At 58.4% G+C, this 25,906-nt stretch carries 27 protein-coding genes and 2 pseudogenes; 15 read left to right on the forward strand and 14 right to left on the reverse strand.

What is annotated here, in order from left to right; translation table 11 throughout:
* Window positions 1-24: 24 nt before the first annotated feature.
* Window positions 25-1,281, reverse strand: coding sequence for an NADH:flavin oxidoreductase/NADH oxidase family protein (locus PRJ_RS14815; protein ID WP_104961804.1), 1,257 nt, complete (start codon window positions 1,279-1,281; stop codon window positions 25-27).
* A gap of 237 nt (window positions 1,282-1,518) precedes the next feature.
* Between PRJ_RS14815 and PRJ_RS14820 the strand changes: the two genes are divergently transcribed.
* Both PRJ_RS14820 and PRJ_RS14825 read left to right on the forward strand, forming a co-directional pair.
* Complete coding sequence (locus tag PRJ_RS14820; protein ID WP_064490604.1) at window positions 1,519-2,322, forward strand: type 1 glutamine amidotransferase domain-containing protein; 804 nt, start codon at window positions 1,519-1,521, stop codon at window positions 2,320-2,322.
* Window positions 2,323-2,436: 114 nt separating this feature from the next.
* Window positions 2,437-3,363 carry an acetoacetate decarboxylase (ADC) gene (locus tag PRJ_RS14825; RefSeq protein ID WP_104961805.1) on the forward strand — a complete coding sequence of 309 codons (927 nt, stop codon included), beginning with the start codon at window positions 2,437-2,439 and terminating at the stop codon, window positions 3,361-3,363.
* A 15-nt stretch (window positions 3,364-3,378) separates the two neighbouring features.
* Here the strand turns inward: PRJ_RS14825 and PRJ_RS14830 are convergent, their stop codons facing one another.
* From PRJ_RS14830 to PRJ_RS14840, 3 genes are all read right to left on the reverse strand, one after another.
* On the reverse strand, window positions 3,379-3,858 hold the full coding sequence (locus tag PRJ_RS14830; protein WP_104961806.1) for a MerR family transcriptional regulator: 480 nt from the start codon (window positions 3,856-3,858) through the stop codon (window positions 3,379-3,381).
* Between the two features lie 137 nt (window positions 3,859-3,995).
* Window positions 3,996-4,790, reverse strand: coding sequence for an SDR family oxidoreductase (locus PRJ_RS14835; RefSeq protein WP_104961807.1), 795 nt, complete (start codon window positions 4,788-4,790; stop codon window positions 3,996-3,998).
* Window positions 4,791-4,836: 46 nt separating this feature from the next.
* Window positions 4,837-5,835: an NADP-dependent oxidoreductase gene (locus tag PRJ_RS14840; protein ID WP_104961808.1), complete on the reverse strand. Its 999-nt coding sequence runs from the start codon at window positions 5,833-5,835 to the stop codon at window positions 4,837-4,839.
* Between the two features lie 114 nt (window positions 5,836-5,949).
* Between PRJ_RS14840 and PRJ_RS14845 the strand changes: the two genes are divergently transcribed.
* The gene (locus PRJ_RS14845) at window positions 5,950-6,393 is read left to right on the forward strand and encodes a helix-turn-helix domain-containing protein (protein WP_020190213.1); all 444 of its coding nucleotides are present in this window, start codon (window positions 5,950-5,952) and stop codon (window positions 6,391-6,393) included.
* Window positions 6,394-6,458: 65 nt separating this feature from the next.
* Here the strand turns inward: PRJ_RS14845 and PRJ_RS14850 are convergent, their stop codons facing one another.
* Entirely contained in the window at window positions 6,459-7,340 is an 882-nt protein-coding gene (locus PRJ_RS14850) for a LysR family transcriptional regulator (protein ID WP_104961809.1), read from the reverse strand.
* 117 nt (window positions 7,341-7,457) lie between these two features.
* Here PRJ_RS14850 and PRJ_RS14855 point away from each other — a divergent pair, with 117 nt between their 5' ends.
* From PRJ_RS14855 to PRJ_RS14875, 5 genes and pseudogenes are all read left to right on the forward strand, one after another.
* Window positions 7,458-7,646 (forward strand): hypothetical protein, encoded by a 189-nt coding sequence (locus PRJ_RS14855; protein ID WP_104961810.1) that lies wholly within the window; start codon window positions 7,458-7,460, stop codon window positions 7,644-7,646.
* 3 nt (window positions 7,647-7,649) lie between these two features.
* Window positions 7,650-8,678 carry an SDR family oxidoreductase gene (locus PRJ_RS14860; RefSeq protein ID WP_104961811.1) on the forward strand — a complete coding sequence of 343 codons (1,029 nt, stop codon included), beginning with the start codon at window positions 7,650-7,652 and terminating at the stop codon, window positions 8,676-8,678.
* Between the two features lie 51 nt (window positions 8,679-8,729).
* A pseudogene (locus PRJ_RS30420) lies at window positions 8,730-8,861 on the forward strand (histidine phosphatase family protein); the annotation flags it as partial.
* A 118-nt stretch (window positions 8,862-8,979) separates the two neighbouring features.
* Complete coding sequence (locus PRJ_RS14870) at window positions 8,980-9,495, forward strand: GrpB family protein (RefSeq protein ID WP_104961813.1); 516 nt, start codon at window positions 8,980-8,982, stop codon at window positions 9,493-9,495.
* Between the two features lie 16 nt (window positions 9,496-9,511).
* A pseudogene (locus PRJ_RS14875) lies at window positions 9,512-9,728 on the forward strand (NIPSNAP family protein); the annotation flags it as partial.
* Between the two features lie 233 nt (window positions 9,729-9,961).
* Here PRJ_RS14875 and PRJ_RS14880 read toward each other — a convergent pair.
* Window positions 9,962-11,056 (reverse strand): GNAT family N-acetyltransferase/peptidase C39 family protein, encoded by a 1,095-nt coding sequence (locus PRJ_RS14880; RefSeq protein ID WP_104961814.1) that lies wholly within the window; start codon window positions 11,054-11,056, stop codon window positions 9,962-9,964.
* Window positions 11,057-11,150: 94 nt separating this feature from the next.
* Between PRJ_RS14880 and PRJ_RS14885 the strand changes: the two genes are divergently transcribed.
* The 3 genes from PRJ_RS14885 to PRJ_RS30080 are packed head-to-tail and all read left to right on the forward strand — an operon-like array spanning window position 11,151 to window position 13,846.
* Entirely contained in the window at window positions 11,151-12,731 is a 1,581-nt protein-coding gene (locus PRJ_RS14885; protein ID WP_020190206.1) for a RimK family alpha-L-glutamate ligase, read from the forward strand.
* A 3-nt stretch (window positions 12,732-12,734) separates the two neighbouring features.
* Entirely contained in the window at window positions 12,735-13,646 is a 912-nt protein-coding gene (locus PRJ_RS14890) for a magnesium transporter CorA family protein (protein ID WP_104961815.1), read from the forward strand.
* 56 nt (window positions 13,647-13,702) lie between these two features.
* Window positions 13,703-13,846 (forward strand): hypothetical protein, encoded by a 144-nt coding sequence (locus PRJ_RS30080; protein ID WP_177429898.1) that lies wholly within the window; start codon window positions 13,703-13,705, stop codon window positions 13,844-13,846.
* A gap of 109 nt (window positions 13,847-13,955) precedes the next feature.
* Here PRJ_RS30080 and PRJ_RS14895 read toward each other — a convergent pair whose 3' ends face one another.
* Entirely contained in the window at window positions 13,956-14,342 is a 387-nt protein-coding gene (locus tag PRJ_RS14895) for a putative quinol monooxygenase (RefSeq protein ID WP_104961816.1), read from the reverse strand.
* Between the two features lie 114 nt (window positions 14,343-14,456).
* Window positions 14,457-15,464: a zinc-binding alcohol dehydrogenase family protein gene (locus PRJ_RS14900; protein ID WP_104961817.1), complete on the reverse strand. Its 1,008-nt coding sequence runs from the start codon at window positions 15,462-15,464 to the stop codon at window positions 14,457-14,459.
* 105 nt (window positions 15,465-15,569) lie between these two features.
* On the opposite strand from PRJ_RS14900, the gene PRJ_RS14905 reads away from it, so the two are divergent.
* The 3 genes from PRJ_RS14905 (at window position 15,570) to PRJ_RS14915 (ending at window position 17,682) form a co-directional block, all read left to right on the forward strand.
* On the forward strand, window positions 15,570-16,460 hold the full coding sequence (locus PRJ_RS14905) for a LysR family transcriptional regulator (protein WP_104961818.1): 891 nt from the start codon (window positions 15,570-15,572) through the stop codon (window positions 16,458-16,460).
* Between the two features lie 125 nt (window positions 16,461-16,585).
* Entirely contained in the window at window positions 16,586-17,152 is a 567-nt protein-coding gene (locus PRJ_RS14910; protein WP_010953851.1) for a TetR/AcrR family transcriptional regulator, read from the forward strand.
* A 53-nt stretch (window positions 17,153-17,205) separates the two neighbouring features.
* A complete protein-coding gene (locus tag PRJ_RS14915; protein ID WP_020190199.1) occupies window positions 17,206-17,682 on the forward strand; it encodes a nuclear transport factor 2 family protein in 477 nt (158 codons plus the stop codon).
* Between the two features lie 112 nt (window positions 17,683-17,794).
* On the opposite strand, the gene PRJ_RS14920 is transcribed toward PRJ_RS14915, so the two are convergent.
* Window positions 17,795-18,661, reverse strand: coding sequence for a DMT family transporter (locus PRJ_RS14920; RefSeq protein WP_010953849.1), 867 nt, complete (start codon window positions 18,659-18,661; stop codon window positions 17,795-17,797).
* Window positions 18,662-18,782: 121 nt separating this feature from the next.
* On the opposite strand from PRJ_RS14920, the gene PRJ_RS14925 reads away from it, so the two are divergent.
* Window positions 18,783-20,165, forward strand: coding sequence for a PLP-dependent aminotransferase family protein (locus PRJ_RS14925; RefSeq protein WP_104961819.1), 1,383 nt, complete (start codon window positions 18,783-18,785; stop codon window positions 20,163-20,165).
* Between the two features lie 131 nt (window positions 20,166-20,296).
* Here PRJ_RS14925 and PRJ_RS14930 read toward each other — a convergent pair whose 3' ends face one another.
* From PRJ_RS14930 to PRJ_RS14950, 5 genes are all read right to left on the reverse strand, one after another.
* Window positions 20,297-20,662: a histone-like nucleoid-structuring protein, MvaT/MvaU family gene (locus tag PRJ_RS14930; RefSeq protein WP_014591145.1), complete on the reverse strand. Its 366-nt coding sequence runs from the start codon at window positions 20,660-20,662 to the stop codon at window positions 20,297-20,299.
* Window positions 20,663-20,928: 266 nt separating this feature from the next.
* On the reverse strand, window positions 20,929-21,342 hold the full coding sequence (arfB, locus tag PRJ_RS14935; protein ID WP_104962882.1) for an alternative ribosome rescue aminoacyl-tRNA hydrolase ArfB: 414 nt from the start codon (window positions 21,340-21,342) through the stop codon (window positions 20,929-20,931).
* A gap of 157 nt (window positions 21,343-21,499) precedes the next feature.
* Window positions 21,500-22,903 (reverse strand): ATP-binding protein, encoded by a 1,404-nt coding sequence (locus tag PRJ_RS14940; protein ID WP_049586148.1) that lies wholly within the window; start codon window positions 22,901-22,903, stop codon window positions 21,500-21,502.
* Window positions 22,900-24,714, reverse strand: coding sequence for a DAHL domain-containing protein (locus PRJ_RS14945; protein WP_104961820.1), 1,815 nt, complete (start codon window positions 24,712-24,714; stop codon window positions 22,900-22,902). Before PRJ_RS14945 ends, PRJ_RS14940 begins: the two co-directional genes overlap by 4 nt.
* Window positions 24,711-25,709: a cytochrome-c peroxidase gene (locus PRJ_RS14950; protein WP_104961821.1), complete on the reverse strand. Its 999-nt coding sequence runs from the start codon at window positions 25,707-25,709 to the stop codon at window positions 24,711-24,713. Before PRJ_RS14950 ends, PRJ_RS14945 begins: the two co-directional genes overlap by 4 nt.
* Window positions 25,710-25,906 lie beyond the last annotated feature (197 nt).

Consider the following 25,906-nt stretch of genomic DNA (forward strand, 5'->3'; position numbering starts at 1 on the left):
CCAACGAGCCCTCTACAGCGATCGTCATCTTGCGTCTCCCAGGCCCTTGTCATGCGCAGACGTTTCAATCCATTTTCGATACTGGCGCGTGCGATAAGCCATGAAGAGCTGTTGCACGATCAGCGCGCGCAACGGCGAAACGCTCGGATCAGGCTTTTTAGCCCGGCTGAGTTTGCGCAGTTGAAACTTCACTACTGCCATGTTTGCCAAGGATGCGATGGCTTTGTTTTTCCAGGTGATCGGCGGCAATTGAGGGGCGTTGTCTTTGCCCTGCAACCAGTCACGAGGCAAGTGCGGATCGATGGCTAACGCCGTGCCGATACCCACCATGTCCACACCGCTCTGCACGACGCTTTCGGCCACCGGGCGCCGACGTATACCGCCAGTGACCATCACCGGCATTTTGGCGACGGTTTGGAGATCACGGGCGAACTCGACGAAATAAGCTTCGCGAGCCAGGGTGCGACCATCGCGCGCGTCACCCTGCATGGCGGGGACTTCGTAGCTGCCTCCCGATAACTCCACCATGTCTACGCCCAGGTCGTTGAGCCACTCAACGACCTTTTTCGCGTCTTCGGTGGTGAACCCTCCGCGCTGGAAATCGGCGGAGTTGAGTTTGACCGCCACTGCAAAATCCACAGAAACCACGGCCCGGACCGCCTTGACGATTTCGAGCAACAGGCGCGCCCGGTTTTCCAGAGAGCCACCCCACTCGTCCGTCCTTTGGTTGGTCAACGGCGAAAGGAACTGGCTCAACAAATAGCCGTGGGCAGCGTGGATCTCCACACCTGTGAATCCGGCTTGTTCGCCCAGGCGTGCGGTGTTCGCAAAGCGCTGAATGACCTCTTCGATCACACCGGGAGTCATCGCGTGAGGCGTGGCAAAACGCTTGGACATTGTGCCCAGTTCCAGCGGCACGGCTGACGGTGCCCAGGTTTTTTGCCCAAGATTGGACTGCATCTGCCGCCCTGGGTGGTTTATCTGCAACCAGAACTGCGCGCCGCCGGATCGACCAATACGCGCCCAGCGCTTGAACTTGTCCAGTTGCTGATCGTCCTGTAACACCACGCCACCCGGCCCGGTCATGGCGCGGCCGTCGACCATCACATTGCCAGTGATAATCAGGCCGGCACCACCGTCGGCCCACGCTTGATAGAGACGTATGAGTGCTTCGGAAGGCGCCTGGTCGGCATCCGCCATGTTCTCTTCCATGGCGGCTTTGGCGATTCGGTTCTTGACGGTCGAACCGTTGGGAAGCATCAGGGTGTCGAACACATTCATGGAGCAGTCCTCAACTGGATATGAGGCCACCTTAAGTTTGAAGTCAACTTTAAGGTCAATACCTTTTTCAAGGTCAGTCGATTTTCAACACGCCGGCACCTGGCAAGTGCGTCACCCGATGGGCGCGAATCAAACCCCAGCGCCAGATGCGTCGGACATTATTTGCAGCAAGGGGATTGACCTTAAAGCGAGGTTTAAGGTGAGCATGCACTGACCTGCTTGAGTGATGGAGCTCGGATGATGCTCAAGACCTTTGTTTCTTATGCGTTGGTACTGATAGGTAGCGCTTTCATGACATTTGCAAATGCTGGCACCGCCGCTTCCACAACGACTGCCAAGAATCGCCAGATTCTGGTGATTATGACCAATCACGCCAGATATCCTTCACGCACCGATTCCACGGGGTTGTGGCTAACTGAGCTGACGCATTTCACCGATGTGGTGGAGGCGGCTGGCTACAGCACAGTTTTTGCCAGTCCCAAAGGCGGTGCGGTGCCACTGGACGAGCGCAGTCTCGGTTGGCTGTACATGGACAAGGCCGCGCGTGAGCATTTGCAGTCCCCGGCCTTTCGCGCCCGCTTGCAGAACACGCTGCCGATCGCAGATATCGATCCGTCCCAGTTCGGCGTCATCTACTTCACCGGGGGCCATGGCGTGATGTGGGACTTCCCCAATAACCCCGACCTGCGACGTGTCGCCGAAACCATCTACAACCAGGGTGGCATCGTCTCGGCCGTCTGCCATGGCGTAGCGGGCCTGCTGGATCTGAAGGATGAAAAGGGCCAGTTGATCATCAAGGGCAAGAACATCACCGGCTTCTCTGATCGCGAAGAACTGTTCTCCGGCATGAAAAGCCAGGTGCCCTTCTTCCTTGAGGACAAGTTGGTGAGTCAGGGTGCTCGGTACCGCAAAGGCTGGCTGCCATTCACGTCATTTGCCATCACGGATGGAAGGCTTGTCACCGGCCAAAACCCTCAATCACCCAAAGCCGTAGCTGAAGCGGTGATGGCGGTGCTCTCTGGCGACAACGTAGCTCGCTGAACCCTCAAGTTGTTCCCACCCGCGGAGAAAGACCGATTGAAACTTGCAAGCACCGCATTAACAGGATTGCTGTTCAGCTCAATTGCCAACCAAGGGTTGGCGGGGACGCCTGAAATGCTCACGTCGACTGAAACCAACACAATCGAAATCGCAGGCCACCCGGTGCCGGTCGTCAAAGGCGGCCTGTACGACCGTTATCGCTCGAACCCGCCCTTGTCGGTGATTGCAGCAGAGCTGCCAGGTGTTGATTTGAGCTGGTTCAAAGGACTGGAAAAGCACAAGGTCGACATCGGCTTCGAGTCATACTCCCCGAACTTTTACTACCAGAACAGTCGGGTAACGGCTGTCTACACGGCCGACTTGGACGCACTTCGGGCATTGATGCCGCCGGAAGTACTAGCAACCGCATCCCCATTGCAAGTCTGGCCAGGCCGTGGCTTGGTTGCGTTTACTGCATACACCTATGAGCATTGTGATAACGACGCCTATAACGAAGTGGCGGTGTCGATCATTACCAACACGCCAGGCAAAGCCAATCTGGGTCCGTTCACACTGATTGGCCAGTCGATGTCCGGCGACTTCTGGGGCTATGTGCTCAAGCTGCCGGTCAATACCGAGCTTGCACGGGTGCGTGGTGTCGTCGGTTACAACCTGCCTAAATGGCTGACTGGTATCGACCGCAAAGAAGATGCCCAGTCTGTGGTCTATGACATCAACGACAGCCAGACCGGAAAAGTCGATGTGTCCTTCAAAGCGAAGAAACTCGACAAGCTCTCACGCGAAGTCGATATCGTCACCAGCAGCTTCACCAATCTCGATCATCAGGGCCACTTGGCATACGGTTATGCGGTTTCCCGCCAACTCCGTCACGGCTCGAGCCGCGACGCAGATTCAGCCACCCTCACACTAGGCGACGGCACTCTGTCGAATTACCTCCGCACCCTGAAGCTTGGGAAAATGATGAAGTACGAATACGTGCCAGAGTTTCAGAGTGCGCTCTATGCACCCAAACCACTCGCCGGCCTGATTGGCGAGCGCTGAGACCTTTTGCGCCTGTCAGGCCCCGGAAGCCTGGCGGGCGTTTTTTCTCGTGGAAGACGTTACCGCACGCTTGCCGGACGCTTGGCCAACCCCTTCTTCACGCAAACGATTTATCAGCATTTGCGCATTGTCCGCGCACGCCATGCCTTCGGGCTTACCCTCGATGCCTTCGATGACGAGCAGAAGTTGCGCTTTGTTTTGTGCTAGCCGTTCCTCCAGCGCACTGATTTCCTCAACCTTTTGCTTGAGCCCAGTGAGCAACTCGTCGTGCCGCCAGCCACTGGCGTTCATCGGCATCAGTTGCCGGATCTCCTCAAGAGAAAAACCCGCCGCCTGTGCGCTGGTTATGAGGTGCAGAACCCATTCGGTATCAGGCGCATAGTCCCGGTATCCATTGGCCTTGCGCTCGACGGAGCTGATCAGGCCACTGGCCTCATAGAATCGAATGCGTGACGGTGCCAGTCCACTGATTTTTGCCAGTTCACCTATTCTCATACCTCACCCTGAAAAACCTATTGACCTTAAAGTTGACTTTAAACCTGAAGTCATCGGGCGGCCAAGCACAACGTGTGACTTGGTCGCCTTGGTTTCATAGGGAAGCGGAGGCCGCGGATTCGATCATTCGTACACAATCACGCGTTCAGTGGGCGCTGATATCGTTCAGCCGCGTGGGTTTGTCGAATGTCAGACATCAGCCCTTGACGCGCACCTTCCAGTGCATCCCAGCGCTCGGCAACATGAAGTGGCGGGATGGTTACCAACTCGCGACGGTCGAAACCGACAAGTGCAGCATCGACCAGCTCACCGACCTCCATCACCTCCGGGAGTGTGTTGACGTCAATGCCGGCACGCGCCCAGATCTCGGTACGGGTCGCTGCCGGCAGCACCGCTTGCACGTACACGCCCTTGGGTGACAGCTCCTGGCTCAGCCCCTGTGACAGAAACAGCACGAAGGCTTTGGTAGCGCCGTAGATGGACATGCCGAACTCGGGCGCAAAACCCACCACTGAACCTACGTTGACGATTGCACCAGTGCCCGACTGCGCGAGGCGCGGCGCGATTGCAGCAGCGAGCCGCGTCAGCGCGGTGGTGTTGAGCGTGACAAGGCGCTCAATAGATTCAGCGGACTGGTCCAGGAAACCACCCGATTGGGCCATACCCGCGTTGTTGATCAACACGCCGATATTGGCGTCGTCGCGCAGCCGACTTTCAAGCACGGACAGGTCTGCCGAGCTGGTCAGGTCGGCTGGCAGCACCTCAACGGCCACATGGCTTTCCTTGCGCAAGCGTAATGCAAGCGCCTCCATGCGCGATGTGTCGCGCGCCACAAGGATGAGATCGTGGCCACGACGGGCGAAACGCTCGGCGTAGGTGGCGCCAATGCCGCTGGAGGCGCCGGTAATGAGTACGGTCGGACGTGTGGTCATGGACGTTACCTTTATGTCGATGGTTGTGTGAGAAATACGGCGTCAGTCACATCTTGATTACGACCTTGCCCTTGGAACGCCCTTGAGCAAGGTACTCAAGCGCACTCTTTGCGTCCTCGAACGGAAATACCCGGTCGATCACCGGCCGAATCCGCTGGGCGTCCAGAAGCTTGCCGATTTCGGCGAGTTGGGCACCGTCGGGCTGCACGAAAAGAAACGAGTACTGGACATTCCGCCTCTTTGCCAGGCGCATGATCTTGCGGCTCATCAGGCCGAACACGAAGGTCAGGAGGAGGTTCAGGCGTTTGGCCCGGGCGAACGCAGCATCCAGTGGGCCAATGAGCGAGACAATCTGGCTTCCGGGTCTGAGGATGGACAAGGATTTTTTAATCGCATCCCCCCTTACGGTTCCGAGCACCGCGTCGTAGTCGCGCAGCACGGCCTCGAAATCCTGCGTCTTGTAGTCCACAACCTCGTCCGCCCCCAGAGCGCGCACTAGGTCAACGTTGCCTGTACTGGTGGTGGTGCCCACCTTTGCACCGAGGTGTTTGGCCAACTGGATTGCGAACGTACCGATACCGCCCGACCCAGCAGGAATGAACACCTTCTGCCCGGCCTGAAGCTTGAGGCGCTCTTTCAACGCTTGCCATGAGGTGAGGCCGACCATCGGGATCGACGCCGCCTGCTCGAAGCTCAGATTGGCCGGTTTCAGCGCGGCGGCGCTTTCCGGCACAACCGCGAATTCCGCAATCGCCCCTGTGCCAAGATCGAAGAGGCTGGCGAAGACAGCATCGCCTGGCTTGAAGCGGGTCACATTGCTACCTACCTCGGTCACGATGCCGGCCAGATCGCTGCCCAGGGTGGCTGGCAGCTGGAAATGCAATACAGGCTTGAACATCCCCGTTGGAATCATGTTGTCGATCGGGTTCAGGCCGGCAGCGTGGACGTGCACCAGTAATTCGTCAGCCTTTGGCGTGGGGCGGGGAACGTCGGCCAACCCGATGTCGGGTGACTTGCCGTAGCGCTTGAAGGTCAGTGCTTGCATTGTTCGGCTATTCATCATTGGTTTTTGCGGGTGGATGGCTCGTCATCGAGGTGTTACTATCGATTTGATACAGACAATACTACCCTTTCGCAGGCAGGTCACTATCAAAATAGTATGGACGTGAAAAATAGTTGCGATAACCCGTGCCCGATCGCCCGCAGCCTGGCAGTTGCCGGTGATGCCTGGAGCATATTGATCCTGCGTGATGCCCATGCCGGCCTTTCTCGCTTTGACCAATTCAGGAAAAGCCTGGGTATTGCACCGACAATGCTGACCCGCCGGCTGGCGACACTGACGGAGGAAGGATTACTGGAGAAGCGACGCTACTCCGAGCACCCGCCTCGGGAGGAGTACCTGCTGACCGCTGCGGGTCGCGACTTTCTGCCTGTGCTGTTCATGATTGGTGCATGGGGCCGGCAATACCGAGGCGGTGGTAAGCTGACGCGCTTCTTCGATGCGCAAACCGGCACAGAAATCAAAGCTGTCGCCGTGGACGAGATTACGGGGGCAAAGATCGGCACGCGCCCCCTGCGCATTGTCACACCTGAGGAAAGTTGACACGACCTCTGCAGCCTTGGTCGGCGGTCGGTGAGGTGCTGCGCAGTGATCAGGGTGCTGCTGGATCAACCGTCAACATGTGCCGAGGACAGGGCTTCGAGCAGAACCCGCTCCAAGGTGTCAAAAAAGCATTTGATGTGAGCTTGCTTCAAGGCCTGAGGCCGGGTCACCAAATAGATCTCCATATCTGGAAGCTGGAGATGCGGGAACAGCTCGACCAAATCGGTAGCCGCGATACGGGGCAGCACAGCCACCCCCATCCCTCGCCTCACCGACTGGAGCTGCACGGCGAATGAGTTCACGCTGATCTGCGCGCGGTCCAGACCCGCGGCCTTTGCCGCTCGCATTTGCGGCAAGATATCCAGCGGGGGAAGCAAGGAAATACTGACCGCCGTGGAAAGCGTCACGCCTGGAAATTGCTTCAGATAACCCGGGGCAGCAAAGATGCCGTAGGCGAGCCGGCCAATGGGTCGATAAATCAGTGACGGTTCCCCCAGATGGGCGGTGCGCACAGCAACATCTGCCACGCCGCGGGCGATCTTGTGAAAGTCGGCTGCCACCGTTAGCTCCACGGAGCAACGCGGGTGCAGGGATGTAAAGCGCCTTATCGCCTCCAGAACGTAATCCGAGAACCCCTCCCCTGCACTGACCAACACACTGCCGGACAGCTCGGTAGGCTGCTGCGATGTGCCAGAAAGGGTTTGCCGCCTCAGGCCTGATTCTGCAGCGATAGCAACTTCCACCAGGGATTGCCCCCGGGACGTCAGCCGGCACCCTTCAACGCCGCGCTCGACAAGTGGCTCGCCCACTGCAATCTCAAGTTGGGTCAGGCGGCGTGACAAGGTAGAAGCTGCGATACCGAGCAATTGTCCAGCCTGAAGAAAGCTGCCACGTCGCGAAACGGCCAGCAGAAGGCGAAGATCATCCCAATTTGCGTGCGATGTCATACTGTCAGTCATTCCTGGCTTTGCGAATATGCAAAGCCATTATGCAGTGATTGCTGTTTTTCGAAAGCATCCTCAAAGGTATATCTATAGCCCTTCGATACGAATGGACCGGACTTTATGACTATCACCCCCAACGCCTATGCGCAGCACGCCTCTGGCGCTTTCAATCGACCAGATCCAGAGGCGTTGCTTGCAGTGGTTGGCAACGATTGCATCCACCTCGATACCATGGGTCTTGTCGTCATGGACAAGGCCTTTTTCGACAGCGCCGTGTTGCTGCCGTTAACCGAACAGCGAGCTTGTTGAGCCATGCGCAGCGTATTTGTGACCGGAGCAACCGGCTTGCTGGGCAACAACCTAGTGCGTGAATTGGTCGCTTGCGGCTACACGGTCAAAGGCCTGGTCCGCTCAAAAGCCAAAGGTGAACAGCAGTTCAACAATCTGCCGGGGGTGGAACTGGTCGTTGGGGACATGGCCAAGGTCGACGCATTCGCAGCGTCGCTGCAAGGCTGCGATACGGTATTTCACACAGCCGCGTTCTTCCGCGATAACTACAAGGGCGGCAGCCACTGGAACGAACTCGAACAGATAAACGTGTCGGGTACGCGGCGCCTGCTTGAGCAGGCCTACGGGGCCGGCATACGACGGTTCATCCATACGTCTTCCATTGCTGTGCTCAACGGCGCACCTGGCACGTCCATCGAGGAGAACTGCCTGAGGGCCGACGCCGACGCCGATGACTACTACCGCAGCAAGATCCTCGCTGACCGTGTCGTATTGTCGTTCCTGGAGAGCCACCCCCAGATGCATGCCTGTATGGTCCTGCCTGGCTGGATGTGGGGGCCTGGCGACGTTGGCCCAACCTCGTCGGGGCAATTGGTCAACGATGTGGTACAGGGCAAGTTGCCCGGGTTGATCCCTGGCAGTTTTTCCATTGTCGATGCCCGCGATGTGGCATTGGCACAAATTGCCGCAGCCAGACATGGGCGCCGAGGTGAGCGCTATCTCGCGGCGGGCCGACATATGATAATGCGCGAACTGATGCCTGTTTTAGGACGTATGGCGGGCGTCAAGACACCAGCCCGACAAATACCGCTGCCCTTTCTATACACCTTGGCGGCTGTGCAGGAGATCTACGCGCGCCTGACCGGCAGACCCATTCTGCTGAGCATGGCCACGTTGCGTCTACTGGTACAAGAGCATGACCGCACCCGTTTCGACCACCGCAAGAGTGAACAGGAGCTTGGACTGAGTTTCCGGGCACTCGAGCTGACAATCGCCGACACCGTGGCGTGGTACCGTGATCACGGCTGGTTTGAAAAAGGCAGCCGACTGTGAGCGGGGAAATAATCCTGATGCGCCACGGCCAGCCAAAACGAGTCACAGCCATTGTTCGGTCACGGTTTCATGAACCGGATGATCTCCAAACAACTGATGGCAGACGGATGGAAACGCCAAGCGCGTAGCGGCAGCCAGTATTGGAGTGCGACGGTCTATCGATATCCGGGTGTTGAAGCGTGAATCGCCCGGATTCCGAAGACACATCTCGGCGACAGTGATTGCCCTGTAAGTCGGTGGCAAATGCACACGCCTTGATGGACAATCCGGCGCCTCAAATAGTTATCGCCAAGGAACGGACATGGCACTGACCAGCAAGATTACCCCCTACGATCCCACATGGCCCGCCCGCTTCCTGACAGACAAGCCACTCATTGCCTCGGCATTCGACGCTGAACTGATTGCTATCCTCCACGTTGGAAGCACGTCTGTCCCAGGGCTGGCGGCGAAGCCCGAACTCGATGTGCTCATTGAGGTTCACGCGCATCGCAATACCTCGACGCGGGACGAGGTGTTGATGGCTTTGGGGTATGTACGGGGAAGTGATCTGTCAGAGGGCCATCATTTCTACCGGCGCAATGTGGATGGGATTCGCACGCACAAGCTCCATGTTTGTACCCGCGACCACCTGACGATCACTCAGATGCTGGGGTTCAGAGATTTGCTCAGGCGCGATGCCTCGATCCGCCAACAGTATGAAACGCTGAAGCTTCAGTTGGAGTCGAGCAATACGGGTGGGATGGCTGAGTATCTAGAGAAAAAGGCTCCTTTCATTATCGCGGCGCTGCTTCATGCCGGTATAACCACGCGTGAATGATCGGTTTTTCTGGCCCCGTCTGGGTGGCCAGCATCACGGATGGGTAATTGCCGGCTGAAGGGGCCAATAACGTCGCGTATTGCCTTTTTAGCTTCGCAGACCTTGCCGACTACGCGCGATACCGTCAGGAAGCCGCACGCGATCCTGAGTGCATGCGCCTGGTGGAGGAAGCGTCCGAATTGAAGTTCATCGTAAGCTACGAAAGGAGCTTCCTTCGCCCTTTGCTTGATTAACACGCACGAAGGCCTGCCCTTCCTGCGCCTCGGCTATCGCGCCAGTCGGGTCCAACACTGGCAACAGTAGCGTGCGTATTCTGCTGATGACTTGGCGTGTCTCGACTGCAAGGGCCAGCTCGAGGCATTGCTTCACGCTTGAAGCGCAAAGTGCTCCGGCATGTGAGCCCATCCGGAGCACTATTCATGTTCACTCCATGCCCATGCCATACGTACCCACCTGCACAGCCGTTCTATCGCCCGCGCAACAGCACAGCGGCCCTTACCCGCTGCCTGCCGAAACTGCTCATGCGCTGAAATTCGGCATGGCTTACTGGCAGATGCTGGCAGTCCAGGATGCGTTTTTGGCGGCTGTGATCCACATCAGGATCATGCAGGTACACGAATTCGTCATCGCAACCCGTGACCAAGATCCAGTGCGGGGCTTTCAGACGAGTGAAACGGTAGCTGCTAATCAGCACCACCGGCCTGAACCCGTCTTGCAACGCTGACCGCACATCAAGGCCGGGCGCCAGCACCTGATGCACGTCGGTTTCGGCCAACGCTCCGGCAAAGCCGTCCTCGACCAATTGCATTACGTCTTTTTTCTGAGCACTGCGTACTCCATCGAGGAACAGCGATCCAGGCTGGCTGACCACCATGCACACCTCGAACCCGCGGCGCCAGGCCGCCAGTGCAAGCCCCTGCGGACTGCAACCGCCGTGCCCTGCCGTCATGAAGATGGTGGTCGCTTCTCGCCACAGTTGAATTTCCTCGCTGCGGTGCATGGCCCGCGCCCGTTCGACCGCAGCCATGGCCATCAAAAGGCAGGCCGCTCCGCAGGTGAACTCGGTCGTTTGCGCGTAGTACGGCACTTGCCGTGCAGGGGGCGGAGCACTGCGCAGGATACGCTTCTCGAAACGCAGCGCCTGGCTGTGGTCTTCGTAGTAGTTCTCAACCACAGCGAAGCGTTGATAGCCATTGCTTTCGTACAAGCTGATGGCCGCAGGGTTGTCCGCACGCACCTCCAGGCGCAGCCAGGCGCAATTACGCTCAAGCGCACTTGCCTGGGCCTGCTCCAGCAACTGCTGGCCCAACCCATGGCCGCGCCAGGCCGGGCTTACGGCAATTGAATACAGACGGGCAAGTGACGTGCCGCGATGGAACAGCAGCAGCGCGTAGCCCGCCAGATGCCCCTGTTGTTCAGCGACAATAAAGCTGGCATTGGCGCGTCGCACCATCCAGTTGAAATTACGCGGGCTCAGGCGGTCGAGGGTGAAACAGTCCTGCTCCAGGGCAACCAGCGCATCGATATCGGCCACCGATGCAAAGCGAAAATCAAAAGCCATGGCAACACCGTAATGTTTGAGTAACGAACCGGGACAGGTCGGGAAACCCGTGATTTATTGAAGGGGCGTCTTCTTCAACAGGGATCGAATACTCATGTCAGCGGTGCAAGCCAACGTGGCCGAAGTATTGGCCAAAACCGAAGTTTCCACAATAACCCTCTCCGAGGAGCCACCCAGTAAGCGGAGCGCCGGTAACCGCTTGCTGATCGTGGTGGAGCGCAAGGAAGACTGGGCCAGCTACTTTCCCAGCGAGAGCCTGATGCTGGCCCAGGACTACTTTGAACACAGCGACGATGTTGCGAGGCGTACGCAGGTAATCAACCTGTGCCGCAGCTACAAGTATCTGGGGCAAGGCTACTACTGCTCGCTGCTCGCCGAGGCACGGGGCCACAAGGTGTTCCCGTCGGTGCGAACCATCAGCGAGCTCACCCGCAAGGCGCTCTATGGCGTGGGGCTGGATGACCTGGAACGCACGCTGGAACGAGCCCTGGCCGATCACCCCTATGGCAGCACCGAGGCTTTCACCCTCACCTTGTATTTCGGGCGGACCGCCATTGAACCCCTTCAGGATATCGGCCGACAGCTGTTCGAGTCGTTCCCCTGCCCTGTCTTGCTGGTGGAGTTTCGCAGGCGTGATACCTGGCAGATCGACGGGATCAAGGCCGGCGCGCTGCACAAACTGCGGGATGAGCAACAGTACTTGTTTGCCAACGCGCTGGATGCCTTCAACCGCCGGACGTGGCGCCAGCCCGCCTCCAAACGCCTGGCCCGGTTCGACCTGGCGATTCTGCATGACCCGGCCGAGGCGCTGCCACCGTCCAATCCCGAGGCGCTGGAGCAATTCATCGAAAACGGTAAACAGCTGGGCATCGATGTAGAGCTGATCGAAAAGAAGGACTATGCGCGCCTGGCCGAATTTGACGCCTTGTTCATTCGGGAGACCACGCGGGTGGACGACCATACCTATCGCTTTGCCAAAAAGGCCGAAAGCGAAGGCCTGGTGGTGATCGACGACCCCTCCTCCATCCTGCGCTGCACCAACAAGGTGTACCTCGCCGATCTGCTCAAACGCCACAACCTCGGCGCACCGGCCACGGAGATCCTGTACAAGGACCGCCCGCAGGAACTCGAACTTGTGGGCCGGCGCCTCGGTTTTCCGCTGGTGTTGAAGATTCCCGACGGCTGCTTCTCGAAAGGCGTGATCAAGGTCGCCGACGCCCAGGCACTGGCCTCGGCGGCACAGGAACTGTTCGAACACTCGGTACTGCTGCTGGCCCAGGAGTACTGCTACACCGAATACGACTGGCGTATCGGCGTACTCAACGGTGAAGCGCTTTATGCCTGTCAGTACTTCATGTCCAAGGGCCACTGGCAAATCTACAACCACAAGGCCCAGGCCGGCGAAGTCAACGGCCTGTGCCGCGCGGTCCCGGTGGAACAGGCACCGCCCGAAGTCGTAAAGCTGGCCGTCGACACTGCCAGGCTGATCGGGCAAGGGCTGTACGGTGTGGACCTGAAGCAGACCGGCGACCGTGTACTGGTGATCGAAGTCAACGACAACCCCAACCTCGATGCCGGCACCGAAGATGCCGTGCTGGGTAACGCGCTCTACCAGCGAGTGCTGCAGGCTTTCGTGCAGCGGCTTGAACGTAAACACCTCGGCCAGGCCTGGTAAACGATGATCGAATACTACCTCGCCGTAGACGGTGCCCTCCTTGAAGCCCCCGAGGAACGAGCCAGCGTCTGGTTGTGTGTCGCGCCGGACGCAACGGAGCAATCCCGGTTGTGCGAGTGCCTTGGGGTCAGTGCCCAGTCGCTGGAGTCCTCCCTGGACCCGGATGAAGTGGCGCGTATCGAGATCAAGCCAGATCATCTGTTCCTGATCTGGAAGCGCCCGGAAAGCTTCGATGGCCGGGTATTCAATGTCTCGTCATTCGGCGTTGTACTCAGCGAAAAGCGCCTGGTGGTGATCTGCGCCGCCAACTCGCTACTCGCCGGGGTAGACCGGCAGGCGGGCATGAGTACCCCACTGGATGTGCTGATGGCGATGCTGGCTGAGAGCGTGCATCACTACCTGGGCCACCTGCGGGTGGTAAAGCAGGTGGCCCGCGAAATCCAGCTGCAGTTCGATCGGTCCATGGACAACCAGCACCTGGTGCAGATGTACAGCCTTAGCGAAAGCCTGGTGTATTACGTCAACGCCATTCAAAGCAATGGCGCCGTGCTAGCCCTGCTGCGCAGCCATGGCCAGAAACACGGCTTCGGGCCCGAGCAACTGGAAGTGCTGAATGACCTGATCATCGAAAACGAGCAAAGCTACCAGCAGGCGAAGATCCATGCCCAGGTCTTTACCAACCTGATCGAGGCCCGCGGCAACCTGGCCAACAACGGCATGAACCACGCGCTGCGCAACCTGACCATGATCAATGTGGTGTTCCTGCCGTTGAACCTGCTTGCCAGCATCGGCGGCATGTCGGAGTTCAGCATGATGACCGCCGGCATGCCCTGGTGGTTGACGTTCCCCACGCTGCTGCTGGCCATGGCGGTACTTGGCGGGGCCATGGCCGTGGCTTTACGGCGTATGGCATGACCCGCCGTGCCAAGAAATAGTGTCAACCTGTACCCATCAACCCGCAGGACGAGACCATGGAAAATTCGGACATCGGATTATTTATGCTGGCGCTGATTGCAATTACGGGCACCCTGATAAGTCTGTTTGAACACCGCGCCGTACGTTCAAAAGAACCCAGCATCAAGCAGCTGGCAACCAAAGTTCAGCGGCGTCCTTGAACTTGGAATGGCGACCCACTCGCAAACTGGCGCCAACGTCCTCGAGAACAGCCATCCACATCGGTCGAGGTAACAGTGCCCCAGGGCGGGTCGCATTGCCTGGCCTGCCTCAGGGACAGGGCGCAACGGCAGATGACACCGGGTCAAGGAAGATCAGTTGCAAGGGCTCCGCCAACAGCTGTTCGGCCTGCTCGGCAAACCGCTGGAAGTGAGCGGTGGTCAGGTGCGCGTCCAGGGCCTGCCGATGGTCGAACGCCTCGCGCATGTAGAACGTCCCAGGCTCGTCGCTGCGTTCGAACAACATGTAGTCGCGGTTGCCGGGCTCCGCCCGAGTCGGTTCGATCAATGCCAGCAAGGCCGCTTTCAGCTTTGGGGCCTGGCCTGGCTTGGCCTTGAGGATGGCGAGGGAAACGAGGGGGTAATCTTGTCGGTTCACATCAAGCTCCTGGTCAGTGGCAAAGAGCAGGCGCGGTACTGCCTGCTTCAATGTGTGCATGAGTTTCACCGGGCGTAGCGCCGGGAATGTGCGCGGCGCGGAGAAACACGGTTCGTTCAAGCATGCTCATGGCAGACCGGATCGACCGGTCCGCCGTTGTCTGTCAAACAGGTTTCAGAAGCCTTCCAGGACGATCTTGCCGCGCGCCTTGCCACTCTCGACCAGCGCATGGGCACGGCGCATGTTGGCGGCATTGATGGCGCCGAAATGCTCGCCCAAGGTGGTACGCAGGATGCCTTGATCGATCAGCCCGGCCACGCGCTCGAGCAGCTCGTGCTGGCGCACCATGTCGTCGGTTTCGTAAAGCGAGCGGGTGAACATCAGCTCCCAGTGCAGCGACAGCGACTTGCGCTTGAGCGGCATGACGTCCAAGGTCTGCGGGTCGTCAATCACGCCCAGGCGACCTTGGGGGCGCAGCACTTCAACCAGTTGCGCAAAGTGCTGATCAGTATGGGTGAGGCTGGCGACATGGCTGACTGACTCGATCCCCAGGGCCTGCAGCTGCCCTTGCAGCGGCGCACTGTGATCGATGACGTGATGGGCGCCCAGTTCGCGTACCCAGTTGCTGGTCTCGGCGCGGGAGGCCGTGCCGATAACCGTCAGGCGGGTCAGTTGCCGGGCCAACTGCACCAGCATCGAACCGACGCCGCCGGCAGCGCCAACGATCAGCAGGGCATCGCCCTCCCCGCCGCCCTCCGCGATCCCCAGGCGATCGAACAGCAGTTCCCAGGCGGTGATGGCCGTCAGCGGCAGCGCGGCTGCCTGCGCCGCACCCAGGCTGCGCGGTTGATGCCCGACGATACGTTCGTCAACCAGGTGATATTCACTGTAGCTGCCGGGCCTGGCGATGGAACCGGCGTAGTACACCTGGTCTCCGGGCTTGAACAGGGTCACCTGACGCCCGACTTCGCGGACGATACCGGCCGCGTCCCAGCCGAGTATTTTCGGCTCTCCCGTGAAAGTTCCCGCGCGTACCTTAGTGTCTACGGGGTTGACCGACACGGCTTTGACCTCGACCAGAATGTCCCTGGGCCCAGGGCTGGGCTTGGGCATGAAGATGTCCTGGAGAGACGCAGGGTCTTCGATAGGCAAGCCTTTGTGGATGAAACTGATCGCTTTCATAGGCACTCACTGCTGAATGTGGTTTGATTTGGCATCGAGTCTGGCGTCCCAGGCGTCCGGGAAAAACGGGCCCTGTCCGTCAACACTTTCATTGCAGGAGTGATAATGATCCGTCTCGACGACCTGGGTATCTTCGTTCGCAGCGCTGCGCTGGGCAGCTTTACCGCGGCGGCCCACGAGGCCGACCTGCTACCTGGCCAGGCAGCCGAGGCAGTCAAGCGCCTGGAGCGTGAACTGGATGTGCGATTGTTTGCCCGCACCACGCGCAGCTTGCGCCTGACAGCCGAAGGCGAGCGGTACCTGCCCTCGGCCCTTGTCGCCCTGGAAGCCCTCAGGCACGGGCGCGACAACCTGCGTCAGGAAAGCGCCCAGCTCAGCGGAACCTTGCAGGTGGCTGCACCCTCCGATCTGGGCCGCAACGTGCTGTTGCCCTGGCTCACGGCGTTTCGCCGAGAGCATCCACAGTTGAACCTGCGCTTGTTTCTCTCCGACCAGATCGCCGATCTTTTTCGCGATCCGGTAGATATCGCCATCCGCTATGGCCTGAACGCCGAAGCCAACTATATAGCCCTGCCACTAGCACCTTGGAACCGTAAGGTGCTGGTGGCCTCGCCCGAGTACCTGGCGCGGCAAGGCACCGTCCAAGCCCCCGAAGATCTGCTCGAACACCAGTGCCTGCTGTACATGCAGCAGGGGCGGGTCTACGACAAGTGGCAACTGGGAACGCAGACCGTCCAAGTGCGTGGCGCCCTGCTCTGCGACGACGCCGATATCGCCCGGCGCTGGGCCGTGGCCGGCGAAGGGATAACCTACAAGTCCTGGCTGGATGTGAGCGACGATGTGCTGGCGGGAAGACTTGTCGTGCTCATGCAGGATCACCCCGGGCCCGCCATGCCACTGAGCCTGGTGTGCCCGCACCGCAAGCAGCTGTCGCCTGCGGTAAGGCACCTGCACGCCTGGTTGTCCAGCCGCTTCGCCGAACTGGAGCGCGACTGATCAGCGCGAAGCCAGCCACTCTGATCGAAAGCACGCCGGCGCCCCGCTTGCACGCAATCGAATAATTTCAAGAGCTGCTTGACCAGGGAGAACGATCGTTCTACTCTGACTACATGGATAAGCCAATGACCGATACACGCGAAAAAATCCTGGCGACTGCCGAGAAGCTTATTTACGAAAACGGGATTCACGCCACGGGCATGGACCTCTTGGTAAAGACCTCGGGCGTCGCCCGTAAAAGTATTTATCGCTATTTTGCGAATAAAGACGACGTAGCAGCGGCGGCACTCAATGCACGCGATATACGCTGGATGACGTGGTTCAGAAGTGAATGCGAAAAAGCGCAAACGCCAGAGGCACGCATCCTTGGCATTTTTGATGCCCTGAAAAGTTGGTTCGAGTCAGACGGTTTTCGCGGATGTGCTTTTATCAACACCGCCGGAGAGGTGGGTAACGCAGACGATCCTGTTCGACAGATCGCAAAACTGCATAAACAAAAGCTGCTGGACTACACGCTAGAACTGACCAGCGAATTAGGTGTTAACGATCCGACTGGCTTGGCCAAGCAACTTCTCTTGATTATAGAGGGCACGATAACCGTGGCCCACGTCATGGGTGATCACACCGCGCTCGACAGTGCACGAGAAATCGCAAAGGTCTTGCTCAAGGACGTGCAACGCGCAAGCGCTTAAAGTTAAAGAAATACCCACCCAACTGAACCATCCAAAAGATTGGAGGCACCACCATGTCCAACGAACACGCTCGTCCGCCACTTCCTCCTTTCACTCGCGAATCGGCGATTGAAAAGGTCCGACTCGCTGAGGATGGTTGGAATACCCGCGAACCCGAAAAGATTGCCCTGGCCTATACGGTGGACACCCAATGGCGTAACCGTGCCGAGTTTGCAAACAACCGTGAAGAAGCTCGGGACTTCCTCACTCGCAAGTGGAAAAAAGAACTGGACTATCGGTTGATCAAAGAGCTCTGGGCCTTCACCGACAACCGCATCGCGGTCCGTTATGCCTACGAGTGGCACGACGATTCGGGCAACTGGTTCCGCTCCTACGGCAACGAAAACTGGGAATTTGAAGCCGATGGCTTGATGCACCGCCGTTTCGCCTGCATCAACGACATGCCCATCAAGGAAAGCGAGCGCAAGTTCCACTGGCCACTGGGTCGCCGTCCGGATGATCACCCAGGGCTGACTGAACTGGGCCTGTAAGTCAGGTTAAACCTGATCCTTTTACATAAAGGATCAGGTGTTTTGTGCAACTCAGCCCGGGGGCAGACGGCGGGGGCTATACCCAGCTATTTGACTGGGCACGTCGCTGTGCTTAGGCATACTTCCTGGCCCCATAAACACAGATGACAGCCCCCAGCGTCACGAGCAGCATCGTCCAGCTGACATGCTCGTGCAGAAGCAACGCTGCCAGCCCAAGCCCCATGAACGGCTGAAAGAGTTGCAATTGGCCCACTGCCGCAATCCCCCCCTGGACGAGCCCTCGGTACCAGAACACAAACCCGATCAGCATGCTGAACAGTGAAACGTAGCCAAAGCTGAACCACGCAGGGGCACTTACCCTGGCAAAGTCATCAGGGGCTGGAAGATTGACCACCGTCAGCAGCAGCATGAACGGCAACGCTACCAGCAACGCCCAGCTGATCACCTGCCAACCACCCAATGTCCGCGAGAGGCGCGCTCCTTCGGCATAGCCCAACCCACAGACCACAACCGCAGCCAACATCAGCAGATCGCCCACCGCCGACGCCTCGCCTCCGTTCATCAACGCATAGCCAGCGACCAACCCGGCACCTGTCAACGAGAACAGCCAGAACAATGGCCGAGGTCGTTCACCGCCCCGCAAAACCGCAAATCCTGCGGTACACAATGGCAGGAGCCCGACAAAAACAATGGAGTGAGCAGAGCTTATGTGCTGAAGGGCAAATGCTGTCAGTAGCGGGAAACCGATAACGACGCCGAGCGCTGTTACGGCCAAAGGCGACAAATCCCGCCGTTTAGGTCGAGGCTGGCGTAGCACGATCAGAAAAAGCGCGCCCAGCATGGCGGCAATTGTCGCCCGGGCACAGGTGAGGAACGTCGGTTCGAAGTCGGCCACTGCCACTCGGGTTGCCGGCAACGAACCCGCAAAAATGGCGACGCCTATGAAACCGTTGATCCACCCGGTTGCTGATTTTTCCATCGGTAAGTCCTCGATAAGCCAAGGCTCAGTACATCACCGACAGGCTCACCCAGGCCATGTACAATCCAATACACTTAAACCAAACTGTTATGCATATGACTCCAGCACAGTTGAGGGTGCGATGAAACGGGACGGAACGCGAATTCGAACTGTCATGGGTGAAATCCAGTCGCGGATAGCCTCTCGAACCTACACACCAGGCGCGAGAATTCCCTCGGTGCGTGCGATGGCTCAGACCATGCAGGTGTCGGTTTCTACGGTGCTTGAGGCCTATGAAAGGCTGATGGCAGAGGGTGTACTCAATTCTCGTCCTGGCTCCGGCTTTTACGTAGCCGGGCCAGTGGCGCCCTTGGTACTCACCGAACTCGGCCCAAGGCTTGATCGTGAAGTGGACCCGCTGTGGATCTCGCGTCAGTCTCTTGACACCGCTAGCGATGCGTTGAAACCGGGGTGCGGGTGGCTACCTGCCTCCTGGATGTTCGAAGCCGGCTTGCGCAAAGCGCTTCGAACCGTTGCCCGTTCCGACACATTGAAACTGACTGAGTACGCCTCGCCACTTGGGCATCTGCCTCTCAGGCAATTCTTGTCACGGAAGCTGACAGGCATCGGGATCGAAGCCCCTCTTGAACAGATCATGCTCACTGAGTCCGGCACCCACGCCATCGACCTGATCTGCCGTTTTCTGCTGGAGCCGGGGGACACTGTGCTGGTCGATGACCCCTGCTATTTCAATTTTCACGCACTGCTGAAAGCGCACAGGGTGAATATCGTAGGGGTTCCCTACACCGCGACGGGCCCGGACATCGATGCTTTTGGCGCTGCCCTGCTCGCGCATTCTCCCCGGTTGTACATAACCAATTCAGGCATCCACAACCCGACCGGCGCCACCCTGTCTCCGGTCACGGCACACAGGTTGCTAAAGCTGGCCGACACCTCCAGCCTGGTGATCGTAGAGGACGATATCTTCGGGGATTTCGAGAATGCACCAGCGCCACGGCTGTCTGCCTTCGATGGCCTCTCTCGTGTCATCCAGATAGGTAGCTTTTCAAAGACCATCTCTGCTTCGATTAGATGCGGCTACATCGCGGCTCGCAGTGACTGGATCGAGAGCCTGGTCGATCTCAAGATTGCGACCACATTCGGGGGTGGCCGCCTGGCCGCGGACATCATCCATCTGGCGATTACCGATAGCGGGTACCGGAAACACATGGAAAGTGTTCGCCTCAGGCTGGCCGAGGCTATGGAAAGAACGGTGGCGAGGCTTCAAGCCATTGGTATCAAGCCCTGGATAACGCCCCAGTCAGGCATGTACGTCTGGTGCCAACTTCCTCAAGGCAAGGATGCAGCAACGCTGGCTCGGGCTTGCTTGAATGAAAGTGTAGTGCTGGCGCCCGGAAATGCGTTCAGCCAGTCGATGGCTGCGGGTGATTTCCTCCGTTTCAACGTTGCCCAATCGGCTGATGCCAAAATTTACGAAGTGTTGAAACGGGCCCTGAGTGCTTAGTCGCGGAACTTCCTGTTTAACCACGTCAGCTCATTCCGCCCAACGCCGTATTTCGAGGAGGCGACGCTGTCGCTTCCTCGAAAAAGAACAAGGCGTTTCAGATAGCGCAATGAGGGCGACATCAGCACAAATCAGGACACCCAGGATTCCACTTCTTCTGCCCCGTACTGGGCTTTCCATTCCTTGAGCAGCTTGTGGTTGCCACCCTTGGTCTCGATGACCTCTCCATTATGCGGGTTCTTGTACTGCTTCACTTGCCGGGCACGGCGTGGGGCTTTCTCTGTAGCCGCAGGAGCTGCGGAACGGCGACTGGCCTGAGGATCCAGGATGTTGATGATATCGCGCAGGCTGTAACCGTATTTGCTTAGCAGGTCACGCAGCTTGGTCTCGAACTCGATCTCTTTCTGAAGCTCACCGCTGCTTTTCATGGCTTCCAGTTCGGCCAACTGGGCCGCCAACTTCTGTTCAAGCTGTCTAAACTCTGCCAAACGCGACATGTGCATACTCCTGAATACGTGGATGCTGTTTAGAGAATCCTAACGCAGTTCAAGTTCAAACCAAAATTAAAAATCAGCGGCAAAGATCTACCGTCAGCTCGACGACATTGGGTATATCTCCTTCTTGGCGCTGTATGAAATACCTTGATACTCGGTGAGGCCGCGTTGAAAACAGCCTCGGAATGCTCAATTACAACCCGTAAACTCCGCTTCCTCGGCTGTTTTCGCCTTGCCTGAACTTCGTCTCAACGCTGTTCATACAGACACTAGAACTCCACCTTCCCCCGCCCCGCCTTGACAGTGCTCCGCCTGGCTTTTCCTTCGAGGCGGCGGGTCTTCGAGCCGAGGGTCGGCTTAGTGGGGCGGCGTTTCTTTTCGGTCTTGCCTGCGGTGATGATCAACTCGGCAAGACGCGCCAATGCGTCAACACGGTTCTGCTCCTGGGTGCGGTACTGCTGGCCCTTGATGATCAACACGCCGTCGCCGGTGATGCGACTGTCACGCAGCGCCAGCAGCCGCGCCTTGTAAAACTCGGGCAACGATGAGGCCTGGATGTCGAAGCGCAGGTGTACCGCGCTGGACACTTTGTTGACATTCTGCCCACCCGCGCCTTGCGCGCGGATGTATGTGAGTTCGATTTCGGCATCTGGCAGATGCACGTTATTGGAGATAGTCAGCATGATAGGGCCCTTGTCATTGCCCATTATCACAGACTGTGCCGCTCCCCCATAGCACAATGCAGGGTTCTCTGAATCAGTGCGCAAGCCGACCCAAGCGAGCCCTCCCCTCGTCGGGCTCCTGCACTTCATGCCAGCCAGCGCTAGAACGCGTGCGCTATCACAGCGTTGCGCTCTGCTTTACCGGCAGTTGTACACGAAACGTTGTTCCCACTCCGACCTGGCTTGATACGGTTATCTCCCCACCGTGTTTCTTTACAATGCCATAGGAAAGGGACAGGCCTAGCCCTGTACCTTGGCCGACGGGCTTGGTGGTGAAAAAAGGATCGAAGATTTTCTTGATGTTCTCCGGTGCTATCCCCGCGCCTGTATCTGCAACTTCGATGCACACCCAGGCGCCTTGATGAGCAGTGCCCAATGTGATGGTGCCCCGCTCGGGGCCCATGGCTTGGGCGGCGTTAAGGACCAGGTTCATTATCACTTGGTTGATCTGCGACGGCAGGCATTCGACAGGGGGTAACGGCTGGTACCGTTTTACCAGGTCGGCTTTATGTTTCAGCTCGCTCGCGACGATGTTAAGCGTGGAGTCAATGCCCTGCTGCAAATCGGCTAATTGCCACTGCTGAGCGCTATCAACGCGCGAGAAGTCTTTGAGGTCCTTGACGATATGCGCCACTCGACCGATTCCGTCCTTGGACTCCTTGATGAGGATCGGGATGTCTTCCATAAGGAACTCCAGCTCCGTCTGCTCACGAAGCCTTTGCAAGCGCCCAGTGGTTTCGTTTGCGCCGAGCATCAGTTCGGCCTCGCGATAGGCGTCGAGCATCGCTACCAGTTGCTGGAAGTACCCTCCCAGAGTGCCCAGGTTGGAGGACACGAAACCGATCGGATTGTTGATCTCGTGCGCCACGCCGGCAGCCATCTGCCCCAACGAGGCGAGCTTCTCCGATTGCACCAGTTGGCTTTCCAGCTGCTTGCGCTCCTCGATCTCCTGCTGCAGCGCCTCGCTGGCCTGGGTCAGTTGCTGGGTACGCCGCTCTACCCGCTGTTCGAGCTGGTGCATTTTCAGCGAGGCTCGTTGGGTCATTTCCCACTTGGTCAGCAGGGTGCTGGCCATTTGCTGGACCTCGATGTTGTCGAACGGTTTTTTCAGGATCAGCAGGCGGTCATGTGCCTGCAGCCGGTCGAGCAACTCATCCCAGGAATAGTCCGAGTAGGCAGTGCAGACGACTACCTGCAACAGCGGGTCCTCTTCCCACAGGTGCTCAATGGTCTGAGCGCCATCCCATCCACCTGGCATTCGCATGTCGACGAACGCTAACGCGTAGGGCTTGCTGGCCTGCAGCGCACGCTTCAGCAGGCCGAGACCTTCCTCACCGCCATAGGCTGAATCGAGTTCGAATACCGGTCGTTCATTCTTGACCTGCTCGCCGAACAACAACCCTTCCATCTCGTCCAGCTCAGAGTTCTGCGATCTGGCCGGGGCAAGGATCTTGCGAAAGTCCTCGTGGATAGTCGGCATGTCATCGATCAGCAGGATCCGGCGATTGATCATGTCACTCATGCAGGCTCCGTCACCGCGATCAGCGGGATCCTCAGGGTAAAGACAGCACCCAAGCCAGGGCCGTCGCTGTGTGCGGTCAGGTGACCATTCATCTCGAGGGCGGCCAGGGCGCAACTGTGCAAGCCGAAACCATGCCCGTCCTTGCGCGTGGTGAAGCCATGGGCAAAGATCTTCTGCAGGTTTTCAGGGGCAATGCCTTCGCCTTCGTCCAGCACGCTCATTTCCAGGAAGCCCCCCTCAAAGATGCGCGTCCTGAGGATCATCGTCCGCGGGTCGCTGACGGGGCCGGACATGGCGTACTTGGCGTTGCTGATCAGGTTGATCAGAATCAGCAACAGCCGATGCCGGTCGCCCATCACCAGAGGCAGATCTGCGAAGTCGCGCACTACCCTCACTTGATGCCGGGTCAACGCGCCTGCGTTCATGCGCAGTGCGTCCTCGACCAGGTCGTTGACCGACAGCGGCTCTGGCACATTTTTAGCGCCGGCATAGGATTGCTGGGTGGCCACCACTTCCTTGATGTGGTCGATGCTCTTGTTCATTCGTTCCAGCTCGATCGCCATCTCCTTCTGTTCATCGGCGATCGCCTCGGTCAGCTGGTTGAGGTAGCCGGGAAGCAACCGGCCTCTGGGATCCTCGTCGAGAAACCGACCGATGTCAGTGGCATGCTCGCGAAACAGTTGCATGGCCTTGCCCAAACCCTGTGTTTTGCTGCTGCGCAACGTTCGAGCGATGAGATCAGAGGATGTGTTCACGCTGTTGAGCACGTTGCCCACGTTGTGCAACACATTGGTGGCGATCTCCGCCATACCTGCCTGGCGCGCGGCGTTGAACAGCTCGCTCTGAGCGTTCCGGAGCGCCAGGGTGCGTTCCTCGACCCGCTGTTCCAGGACGTCATTGGCGCTTTGCAATGCGTTGTTGACCCGTCTCACCTCGGCGAAGCTGCGCACCAGCAGCGCAGCCAGGCAAATGACCGAGAACATCAGCAAGCCTGATAGCCATAACGTGTAGAGATGGTTTTTACGGTTGACCTTTTCAACCTGCTGTTGATCCCTGTCCAAAAGGCTGGTGATCGTATCCAGGCGTTCAGCAACCGGGATCGCCTCGATCTGCTCGAGCAGGCGGTTGACGACAGGTTGCTCGCGCAGGATCAACGCCACGTGATTGCTCAACAGATTGAGGGGCGTCTGGAATTCTTTGGGCAGGTTCTCCGTGTTAACAGCCAAGTTGCCTAACCCCACCTCTATCTCGGCAGCCCTTTCCACAGAGGTAACCTGCGCGAACTCCAGGGCACTTAGCAAGAGGTCATAAGTGTCCGTGACGAATACGTGTACCTCCTGCCGATTCGGGGCCAGCATGGTGTTGATCTGGGCCTGAATACCGTCCTCGGCGGTGGGTAGAAATGCCAACGAATTTCGCAACAAGGCATTGTGCGACTTGAATTGCTCCACGAGCCGAGCCTTTTCCCCGAACGCAGAAAGAAAACCGTCATGGGCATCGCGCCACTGGTCTGAGTCATCGCGCCCTTGCTCGGCTTCCCGGCGGTCGAATCGTGCCCACAGCCGCTTCATCTCCTTGAGAGGGATCACAAGTGGATCGTAGTTATGGGAAACGGCTACCCGGGCCTTGAGCACCTCGTTTTCCCATACAGCATCCTGTTGCTTGAGCTGACGAATGAGATCTCGGGATTCGTTGTAGGTCTGGGTCTGCTCAGACCCGGAATTCAGGTACAAGTACAGCAGCATCGACGCCAGTACAAAGACCAAGCCACTGAATAGAATCAGGCTTGTACGCCGAGAAATCACCCTCATGGCTGACCCGCCTTTTCAGCAGTAAGGGTTTTGAGGAACAGCATGATGAGCCTGCGGTCCTCATCGCTTGGGATTCGTCCAAGCTGATACTGGAACATCACGTCGATCGCACGCTCCAACGTAGGCGCCGAGCCATCGTGAAAATAGGGCGCGGTCATCGCCACATTGCGCAGGCTCGGCACTTTGAACACACCCCGGTCGGCCTCCTCTGCGGTCACGTTGAAGCGGCCCTGATCCGCCTCGGTGGGGTTGCCGCGGTCAGCGATGTAGTCGCCGAACACGCCAAATTTCTGGAACATGTTGCCCCCAATATTCACCCCTTGGTGGCAGGCGATGCAGCCATAGTCCTTGAAGCGCTGATAGCCGTATTTTTCCTCCAGGGTAAGCGCCTCGGTATCGCCCTGCAGGTAACGATCGAAGCGTGCGCCAGGGGTAAGAAGCGTCCTTTGGTAATCGGCCAACGCGCTGAGGATGTTGTCCTTTGTCACCGCGTCCGGGTAGGCATCCTTGAACGCCTGGCGGTAACGCACGTCTGCGGCGATGCGCTGCTCGATCACGCGCCAGTCTCCGCCCATCTCGTGAGCGCTGGTGATCACCGCATCCCCCTGCTCCTCGAGTGACTCGACCCGGCCATTCCAGAACTGTCGGAAATTAAGGCTGGCATTGAGTACCGTTGGCGTATTGAGCGTAAGCGGCAGGCCATCTACCCCCATGGAAAACGCCCGGTCATCGGCCCCGTACTTGTCCAGACGGTGACAACTGGCGCAGGACAGTGTGCCGTTGCGCGACAACCGTGGATCGTTGAACAACTGGCGGCCCAGCTCGACACGCCCAGGTGCCAGAGCGGGAATCGGAGGCAGTGGCTTGAGCGGCTCGTCCAGCAGCTCGGCCCCGCTGTCCACACTCAGAACGAGTAGCACCCACAGGCTCAGGCAACGTCGCAAGCGCTGCGGGTGAAGAACGGAACGAAAACGACAGGTTGTCTGCGCGAACATCCGGGAGAATCCTTTTCCCTGGGCTTACGGATATACAGAAGGGTGGTGCCATGCCGTCAGGTTAGATGCCTTCCAGACAATTTGCCTGCCACCCGCCACGTCTTGCTCCGACACCTGTCGCGGAAAAATGATCTAGCCTTTGACCTAAGCACTCGTTGAGCTCGAGTGCTCCATAGATCGACCGCGTGAGGCCTGCC

The organism is Pseudomonas sp. XWY-1 (assembly GCF_002953115.1).
Taxonomy (GTDB): domain Bacteria; phylum Pseudomonadota; class Gammaproteobacteria; order Pseudomonadales; family Pseudomonadaceae; genus Aquipseudomonas; species Aquipseudomonas alloputida.